Consider the following 7,568-nt stretch of genomic DNA (forward strand, 5'->3'; position numbering starts at 1 on the left):
CTATCGACTTTGATCTGACCAGCCAGATTAGCCGCAATCACCAATTTAAGCTCGGTTTTGACGTGCAGATGCATCGGTTGCGTTATTACCGGCACCTGACCCCCAGTTTGACCTACCGCGGTCCATTTGTCAGCACAGACGACAGGGGTGGCTTTCAGGATGTAGATCGCTATGGGTATGATTACAACTGGGATGGCCAGGCAGTCGAACCTCTGGATTCGACCCGAGACGCGCTAAAAGAACCCATTTTGGCCTCGTTTTATGTGCAGGACAAGATGGAATACGACGGGTTGATCATCAATGCGGGCATTCGGTACGATTATTTGAATGCGAGTACCGATGTGCTCGCTAATGAAGGCGTGCCATTGGGTGGCGATTCCACGCTGGATCCATCGGATCTGGCTGGCAACAGCGTGTATCACAAGATTAGCCCGCGCCTGGGCGTTGGGTTTCCCGTTACAGATAAGACCGTGTTTCACATGAACTACGGCGTTTTTTACCAGCAACCCAAGCTGGAAGACCTGTATGTTGGTCTGGATTATCTGGAATACAAAGTGCCACTGGGGGGATATTATTACGCCTTTGGCAATCCGAATCTCAGGCCGGAAAAAACCACGGCTTACGAAGTGGGTGTGGTGCAGCAGTTGGGCGATCATGCCAGTGTCGATGTCACTGCTTATTACAAAGCTGTAGAAAATCTCGTTCAGGTGGCGACAATTCCGTCTGATCCCACGGCTTTTTCCTCGTTCCGCAACAACGACTACGGAACCATTAAGGGGCTGGACTTTGGTTTGCTCATGCGGCGTACAGGGCGTACAACAGCGCGCATATCTTATTCTCTCGCTTATGCGACGGGCACGGGATCAACCCCACAAACCCAGCGGCGGATTGCCTGGGGCTTCCAACCCGGCGTGACCGAGCCGCCCAAATCGACCTCTCCACTCGACTTTGATCAACGCCACAAAATTGCGGCATCGATTGACTATCGCTTTGTAGATAAAGACGGCCCAAGGTTCCTGGGCGGTCAGCCGCTGTCCAATGCCGGAATCAATGTGTTGTTCGAAGCCGGGAGTGGGTTCCCCTATACCCCTACGTTTACGTTTAATGAAGTGACCACAGGGGCTTCGGCGTCACGTCCTTCGGGACCGGTGAATTCCAGCTATGGTCCCTGGACATTCAGGACTGATGTGAAGGCGAATAAGCGTTTCAAAATTATAGGACTTCAGGGCGACATATACGTTTGGGTGCTCAATTTGCTCAACCGCGCCAACGCAACCAGCCCCGTGTATTCGAGCACGGGTAGCCCAATGACTTCGGGCTGGTTGAATACAGACGAAGGCCGCAAATTTGTGGAGCGCTTTGGTCAACTGGGCGAAGATAAATACAAGCTGAAAGAGAAAAGTCCATTTAACTTTGACACGCCGCGGCAGGTTCGCTTCGGACTCGCGCTCAGCTTCTAAAAGGGAGACCAGGACATGAAAAGCTTTTTGAATATTTTGACGCTGGCTTTGATGAGCGTGAGCATAGCTGGCATTGCGCTGGCTGTATCGCCCTCGCAAAAGCCGCGGCTGGGTAAAATTAGCAATGATCAAGTGATTGATGTGAACAATATCAGAATGTTTGTGACCAACCAGGGATCATTCGCCTGGGATCTGGCGACCGGGGCTTCGGGTCTTGAATTTCCCAAGGGCACGGGCAAAACTGCGGTATTTGCCTCTGGTCCGTGGATTGCGGGCAAGGTCAATGGCGAGATCCGCGTGGCGATTGCCGAGTATTCATTTGAGTTTGCACCCGGGCCGATTTTGCCCGACGGCACACCCGCCGATCCGCAACTCGATCGCTATCGCGTGTATAAGATCAGCAAAGGCGACGGCCCGGAAAATCCGGATTACGCACAGTGGCCGGTTGAAGACGGTGCGCCGGTCAATTCCGATGGCACGCCAATGGTGCTGGGTGACCAGACCCTGTGGGCGGTTTATAACGATGCCGATCCGGGTTCTCACACCAATATGCAGACCGCGCCTTTGGGCGTTGAAATACAGCAGACGACATTTGCGTTTGACCGCACAGGTCCACTTGGCAATGTGATATTCATCAAATTTTTGCTCATCAACAAGGGTGGTAATACCATCGATAGCACTTATGTGTCGCTGTGGTCCGATCCCGATCTGGGGCAGTTCGATAACGACCTGGTGGGCTGCGATGTGGAGACCAGCTTTGGATTTTGTTATAATGGATCAAACGTAGATGCGCAGTACGGTTCGTCACCTCCTGCTGTGGGATATGACTTTTTCAAGGGTCCGATTGGCGATGACGGCGTGGAATTGCCGATGACGTCGTTTAACAAATACATCAACGGTACGGATCCTCACACTGCGGAAGAGACCTATAATTATATGAAGGGTCTCGATCCGGATGGCGGCGTGACCGATCACACCGATCCAATTACGGGTCAAGTGAAGGCTTTTATGGTCGATGGAGATCCGGTTGCGGGCACGGGCTGGCTCGACGAAAACCCGGCTGATCGCCGCTTTATGCTCACGGCGGGTCCGTTTACCTTCGCACCCGGTGATACACAGGAAGTGGTGGGTGCCATTATTATAGGTCAAGGTCAAGATCGGCTCACGTCGATTACGGCGGCGCGTTTTAACGATACATTTGCCCAATCGGCCTTTGACGCCAATTTTGCACTGCCATCGCCTCCGCCTTCACCCCAGGTATCGGTGGCTGTGACGGGCGATCAAATGGGCAATGGCAAAGTTCAGTTGACCTGGGGAGATGATTCAGAAGTTGCCTCGGGCGATTACAATTTTGAAGGTTATAACGTGTATCAGGGCGAGTCGGTCGCTGGTCCCTGGCGGCGTCTTGCGACTTATGACATGGTCAATGGGTCGGCCATTATTTTTGACAATCAGTTTGATGAAGGTTCCGGTGTGGTGGTCAACTCGCCCGTGCAATTTGGCGGCGACTCGGGCATTCGGCGCTATATTGAACTGACCGAGGATAAGGTTTTGGGCGGTAGGCTGGTGACGGGTAAAACCTATTATTTTGCAGTGACGGCCTATTCGCTGAATGAGAGCAGGTCGCCCAAAACGCTCGAGACATCCATCTCGCCTCTGGCTGATGGGCGCATGACGTTTAAGCCTCTGTCGGATGAGTTGATTCCGGCAAATGGCATTGTGCCGCGCGGACCCACTGCGGGTACGCGATTCAATACCGTGGGTGTGGATAGTACTGTTGAGCATACATCGGGTTCGAGCGATGGTGTCGTGGCTGTGCAGGTGGTTGACGATACACAGGTCACGGGCGCGCCTTACGAAGTGCGCTTCCGCGAGACCGATGCGGGAACGGTTTGGGATCTGATCAATCTGTCGAGTGGTCAGGCCGTGCTTTCAGATATGCCGCAGCACGCCACACTGGATCAGGGGATTGCCAATCCGATTGTCGAGGGTTTGCTCGTGCGGGTGACGGGTCCTCCCCTCGGTATCAAGGATTGGGATATTCCATCGGGCGCGCGCTGGTACACCTGGGCAGGTACCAACTGGGGTGCCGAAGGCTTCAACGGTGCGATGACGGGCGATGTTGCCCATATGTGGTTTGGTCCGACGAGCGTTTCACCTGCGCAATTGGTCAATGTGGAATTGCGATTTACCAGTGTGATTGAAGATGAGGGCGAGGATCAGTACAAACCCATTGACCTGACCAATCCCAATGTGTCTTATGGCTATCGGTATTTGCGCGGGGCGGGTGCTCCTCCTCCTGCACCTGCAGATCAGACGACGACACAGGCACCTTATGATTGGAGTAATTATATCATCAATACATCGGGTCCCGGTGTTTACGTGTATCAGGAGCGCAATCCAATCGCGCTTTCTGCATGGGATGTGGAAAATAACCGGCGTCTCGAAGTTGGCTGGCTGGAGAATAACCAGCCCGGCGGCCTGGTCAACGGCGCATATGGTCCGGCATTTTACGGCGATGTCAGCAATCTGGCTGGTGGCGGACCGCGCGAGTGGCTGTTCATTTTTGACCGGGATTATACCGAGCCGGATGATGATTCCAATGTGGCGGAGTTGTCTCAGGGCATGATCAACGACAATCCGGCACCACCCATTATGTATATCATTTGGGCCGCGCGCCGCACGCCAGATCGGTTCCCGCAAGATGGCGATTCGTTTTTGATTCTGGCCAATAAAGTCAATAGCCCCAACGATGTGTTTGCATTTAACACGCAGGGGGCTATCCGCAATGATCAGGAGTTGGCGGCGGAGGATTTGACCAAAATTCTGGCGGTGCCCAATCCGTATCTGGGGCGTTCGTCTTATGAATTCACTTCTCTCGCACGTCAGATGCGTTTTACCAATCTTCCCGCGCAGTGTACGATCCGTATTTTCAGTCTGTCGGGGGATTTGGTGCGGACGATTAACCACAATAATGGTCTGTCGTTTGATACCTGGGATCTGAAAACAGATCAGGGTGTGCTGGTTGCCAGCGGCATTTATATCGCGCATTTTGACGCGCCAAATATCGGTACGCATTTTATCAAGTGTGCGGTGTTTATGGAAGCAGAGACGCTGAATACATTTTAACGAACTGATTCTGGCTCATGGAGGAATAAATTATGTTCAGGAAGATGATTTTTCTGTTTGCCGCGCTGGCATTGATCGCTCAGGATGCCCGTGCAGGCGATGAGAGCCGCATCGGCACAGCCGCGGCTCAAGAGTTGCGTATTCCAATTGGTTCGCGCGGTACAGCACTTGGGGGCGCCATACTGGCTCATGTAAAAGGCGCCGAGGCATTGCAGTGGAATCCCTCGGGATTGGTATTTGGAACGCACAAACGCGAAGCCGTGTTTTCATATCTGGATTATATCGCGGATATGAATGTGAACTATTTTGCGATCACCACGCGTTTGCGGGATGATATTTCGGTGGGGATCAGTGCCCGTACGTTAGCCGTGGGCGATATTGTTGTGACGACGGAGGAGTCGCCCGAAGGTACGGGCGAGATACTCTCTCCGAGGTTTTCGTGCGTGACATTTACGTATTCGCAGTTGTTGACAGACCGCGTGGCGTTTGGAACGACGATCAAATATATCCACGAGGCGATTAAGCGCGAGGTCGCCAATGGTCTGGCGTTTGACTTTGGTTTTCAGTACAAAACCGCGCTAAAGGGCCTGACGCTGGGTATTGCTATGCGAAACTATGGCCCAGACCTGCGGTTTGATGGTCCGGACCTGGATCGGGTGGTGAAATTGCAAGACGCGATTCCAGAAGCTGATCCTCAAGCCGGGTCGCGCAGTTTCCGCACATCACTGGCATCTGCGGAATTGCCTACGTCTATAGAAATCGGTCTTTCCTATGCTTTCTATGAAGACGCGCTGGGCAAAGCTACTTTTTCTGCAACTTTCCGCAATAACAATCTGGCGACTGACGAGTATCAGGCTGGCGTTGAGTATTCGATGAAACAAATTCTTCAGTTGCGCGGAGGGTATGTGACGTCTCCAACAAGTGATGCCCTGCCCAACGGGTTTAAGAAGGAATATATTCTGGGCCCGACGTTTGGCTTTGGTCTCAATGTGCCCATGGGCAATATGGCTTTTCAAGTGGATTATGCCTTTGGCAAGACCGAGTTCTTTCAGGATAATCACTGGTTGACTGTGGGACTCGGGTTCTGAGAAGTGCGTCCTGAAAGGCAAAAAATAAAAAAGCTCAGAGATCATTACGATCTCTGAGCTTTTTTGTATGTACTTTAGCAGTTGTAATATTCTTTGAGCTTGCGCTGGAGGGTGCGAAGGCTAATGCCCAGCCTTTTGGCCGCATGTGTGCGGTTGCCATTGACGCAGTTTAGGGTGTAGTCTATGATGAGTTTTTCAACGGTGTGTAGGGATAGTCCTTCGAGCATGCTCAAATCGATGTTCACGGCATTTGAATCCTCGCGCTGTGGCGTATAAATATCGGAGGGCAGATCAGTCGGTAATATGGTGTCTCTTTTGACCATAACGGCGAGACGTTCGAGAATATTTTTGAGTTCGCGCACGTTGCCTGGCCATGAATAGGTCATGAGATACAGGATCGTCTCGGGAGCGAGTTCTTTAGGTGCGAGGTCGTTGTCCTGAGCAAAGTTTTTGAGAAAATTGGTTGCCATTGCGGGGATGTCTTCGGGATGTAGCCGCAAAGGGGGCATATCAATGTGAAGGACATTGAGGCGATAGTAGAGATCTTCGCGGAACGAGCCATTGGCAACGGCTTTCTTGAGATCGTTATTTGTGGCGGCAATTATCCGCACATCGATATCGATGGGGTCTGTACTGCCCACGCGCACTATCTGTTGGCTTTCCAGAACGCGCAGCCACTTGGCCTGTACGTCAAGACCCAGATCGCCGATTTCATCGAGAAATAAGGTGCCGCGATGCGCTGCTTCAAACACGCCCTGTCGGGTCGTGGTCGCACTGGTAAAAGCCCCTTTAATATGGCCGAAAAGATGGCTTTCGGTCAGTTCGCGGGGAATCGCAGAACAATTTACGGCAATAAAAGGGTGGTCGGCCCTGGGGCCAGTTTCGTGGAGTGTTTTTGCAGCCAGTTCTTTGCCCGTACCGCTTTCTCCTGTGATGAGCACAGTCGTCTTAAAAGGAGCCAGATATTGAATCTGGTCTCTGATTTTCGCTATGCATGTCGATGCACCTTGAAGCAGGTGTTCTGTTTTGTCCTTTGCGTTTTCGTTCTGCTCATCTCTGGGTTCAGTAATCAGTATCTGTTTTTGCATAGTCCTCCCGTCTGTTAGATATGGGATTTTGACGGTTTTTTTATCTATCACTCCCTTTGTATTAGACTATCAGATGTACACTTAGTTCCGCACTGAATTATTAAAATTTGTAATTCCGGAAATTTGTACTTGAGCATTGAGGCGCGATCTTTTTTTGATCGTGTCTTTTTTGTTTTGCAGTGCGACACTATGACGCACCCGGCGACATTTTGACGCTGTTAACGCGGTTGATTCTTCCTGTGTTGTAAAAATTAAAAGCGATTTTTTTTCAGAATCCATAAATAGAGTCAGCAGCACTTTACCTGTGAGTAATTACTCAGATATTTTGACAGTCTTTTGCTGGATACATGAAATATTTATATATAAATCAATAAGTTAGGAAAAAAATAAAAAAATCTATTGTATCGAAAAATGTCAGGGTAAAAGATATTCAGTATTTGCACCTTGGGCGATTAAAAAAATTAAAGTGAATCGCAGTGCTCTTATAGAGAAATATTGGCATTTATTTTGCTTGAGTATTGAGAGATGGTTGATGACATCTTTGCTAATAGGCGAAGCGCTGCTATGGAGAAGTGCTGAGCTTTAGCAAAATCGTGTGAGGGGGGAGACGCACCCCCCTCACATATTAAGCATTGAGACCCCGAGTAATTGCAATATTGAAAAGTCTATAGTGAAAGGAGGGTACGGGGAGAATAGAAAATGCGCTGGGGTAGTTGTAGAAGAAGTCGATTGTAAACACATTTCACAAAGGAGCAGTATCCATGTCCAAAAAGCTCTGGTTTTACGCTTCCGGATTTTTCGCC

The 7,568-nt window shown here is 50.7% G+C and carries 4 protein-coding genes; 3 read left to right on the forward strand and 1 reads right to left on the reverse strand.

What is annotated here, in order from left to right; genetic code table 11:
- The 3 genes from OXH16_10820 to OXH16_10830 all read left to right on the forward strand — a co-directional run.
- Nucleotides 1-1,460, forward strand: a 1,460-nt coding sequence (locus OXH16_10820) for a TonB-dependent receptor (GenBank protein ID MCY3681883.1), incomplete at its 5' end; no start/stop codon positions are given.
- 15 nt (nucleotides 1,461-1,475) lie between these two features.
- Entirely contained in the window at nucleotides 1,476-4,589 is a 3,114-nt protein-coding gene (locus OXH16_10825; protein MCY3681884.1) for a hypothetical protein, read from the forward strand.
- 32 nt (nucleotides 4,590-4,621) lie between these two features.
- On the forward strand, nucleotides 4,622-5,677 hold the full coding sequence (locus tag OXH16_10830) for a PorV/PorQ family protein (GenBank protein ID MCY3681885.1): 1,056 nt from the start codon (nucleotides 4,622-4,624) through the stop codon (nucleotides 5,675-5,677).
- A 74-nt stretch (nucleotides 5,678-5,751) separates the two neighbouring features.
- Here the strand turns inward: OXH16_10830 and OXH16_10835 are convergent, their stop codons facing one another.
- Complete coding sequence (locus OXH16_10835; protein MCY3681886.1) at nucleotides 5,752-6,765, reverse strand: sigma-54 dependent transcriptional regulator; 1,014 nt, start codon at nucleotides 6,763-6,765, stop codon at nucleotides 5,752-5,754.
- Between the last annotated feature and the right edge of the window lie 803 nt (nucleotides 6,766-7,568).

It is taken from the genome of Gemmatimonadota bacterium, from assembly GCA_026705765.1.
Classification (GTDB): domain Bacteria; phylum Latescibacterota; class UBA2968; order UBA2968; family UBA2968; genus VXRD01.

Bases quoted from the DNA above. Each gene is read 5' to 3' on its own strand.
- OXH16_10825 (MCY3681884.1), top strand. From the start codon at position 1,476: ATGAAAAGCTTTTTGAATATTTTGACGCTGGCTTTGATGAGCGTGAGC.
- OXH16_10830 (MCY3681885.1), top strand. From the start codon at position 4,622: ATGTTCAGGAAGATGATTTTTCTGTTTGCCGCGCTGGCATTGATCGCT.
- OXH16_10835 (MCY3681886.1), bottom strand. From the start codon at position 6,765: ATGCAAAAACAGATACTGATTACTGAACCCAGAGATGAGCAGAACGAA.